The sequence below is a fragment of the Micromonospora sp. U56 genome (genome assembly GCF_018070095.1).
GTDB lineage: Bacteria > Actinomycetota > Actinomycetes > Mycobacteriales > Micromonosporaceae > Micromonospora > Micromonospora purpureochromogenes.
This window is the reverse complement of the sequence record NZ_JAGPYL010000242.1, coordinates 1-1,588: the sequence shown is the minus strand read 5'-3', so window position 1 is coordinate 1,588 and position 1,588 is coordinate 1. Positions and strand designations below refer to the sequence as shown.

Annotated in this window: 1 protein-coding gene; it reads left to right on the top strand. The window is 74.1% G+C overall.

All coding sequences use genetic code 11. The features are described from left to right. Nucleotides 1–447: 447 nt before the first annotated feature. Complete coding sequence (ald, locus tag KBX37_RS33750) at nucleotides 448–1,563, top strand: alanine dehydrogenase (protein ID WP_210779870.1); 1,116 nt, start codon at nucleotides 448–450, stop codon at nucleotides 1,561–1,563. Nucleotides 1,564–1,588 lie beyond the last annotated feature (25 nt).

The following is a 1,588-nucleotide window of genomic DNA, read 5'->3' as shown; positions in this document are numbered from 1 at the left end:
GCCGCCGCCCCGCCCGCCCCCCCCGCGCCCCCGCGCCCGCGACCCCCCCCGCGGCCCCGCGGGGCCCCCCCCCCCCCCCTACCGCGCCACCGCCCCCGCCTGCCGCTCTCGTCCGGTCCGGGGGTGACCGGTGTCCCGGGTGCCCGGGCGGGGACCGGCGGGCACCGAGCGCGGCGGCGCGGACACCCGGCGTGTCGCCTGCGGGTTCCGCCCGGCGGTAGCCGTCGCGCGGTGCGACGATGAGGGCGAACGCCGAGCGGGGGAGCGGGCCCGCACGCCTGACACATCGTCAGGCGGATCGGGCACCGGATGTCACTGTGCTGGGCCCCGGAGGGTGCTCCCGCGCCTAGACTGCCGCCGGCGGGACCGGTCGACCGCGCCGGCAATGGGGCCGGCGCGGGGCCGAGCAGTCGGGGGTGAGCTGCCCCGAAGAGAGGTGTCTGCATCGTGAAGGTCGGAATCCCACGCGAGGTCAAGAACCACGAGTACCGCGTGGCGATCACGCCGGCGGGCGTCAACGAGTTCACCCGCCACGGGCACGAGGTCTTCGTCGAGTCCGGCGCCGGTGTCGGGTCGACCATCAGCGACGACGAGTTCGCCGCGGCCGGCGCCAAGATCCTGGGCACCGCCGACGAGGTGTGGGACACCGCGGAGCTGGTGCTCAAGGTCAAGGAGCCGATCGCGGAGGAGTACCACCGCATGCACGAGGGGCAGGTGCTCTTCACCTACCTGCACCTGGCCGCCTCCAAGGAGTGCACCGACGCGCTGGTCGACCGCAAGGTCACCGGCATCGCGTACGAGACCGTCGAGATGCCCGACCGGTCGCTGCCGCTGCTCGCCCCGATGTCCGAGGTGGCCGGCCGGCTCGCCCCGCAGGTGGGCGCCTTCTACATGATGCGCACCGGCGGTGGCCGGGGCGTGCTCCCCGGCGGCGTCTCCGGCGTGTACGCGGCCAAGACCGTGGTCATCGGCGCCGGTGTCTCCGGCCTGAACGCCGCGGCGATCGCCCTGGGCCTGCAGTCCGAGGTGCTGCTGCTGGACAAGAACGTCGCCCGGCTGCGCCAGGCCGACGCCATCTACCGGGGCCACCTGCAGACCGTCGCCTCCAACGCGTACGAGATCGAGCGGGCCGTGGTCGACGCGGACCTGGTCATCGGCGCGGTTCTCGTCCCGGGTGCGAAGGCCCCGAAGCTGATCTCCAACGAGCTGGTCTCCCGGATGAAGCCGGGCAGCGTGCTCGTCGACATCGCCATCGACCAGGGCGGCTGCTTCGAGGACTCGCGTCCCACCACGCACGCCGACCCGGTCTACAAGGTGCACGAGTCGATCTTCTACTGCGTGGCGAACATGCCCGGCGCGGTGCCGAACACCAGCACCTACGCGCTGACCAACGTCACCCTGCCGTACGCGCTGGAGCTGGCCAACCAGGGCTGGCGCGAGGCGCTGCGCCGCGACCCGGCGCTGGCGCTGGGCCTGAACACCCACGACGGCCAGGTCGTCTACGGCCCGGTCGCCGAGGCGCACGGCATGCCGACCCTGGCGCTGGCCGAGGTGCTGGCCTGACCGCTGCACCGGACACCGCCGGCGC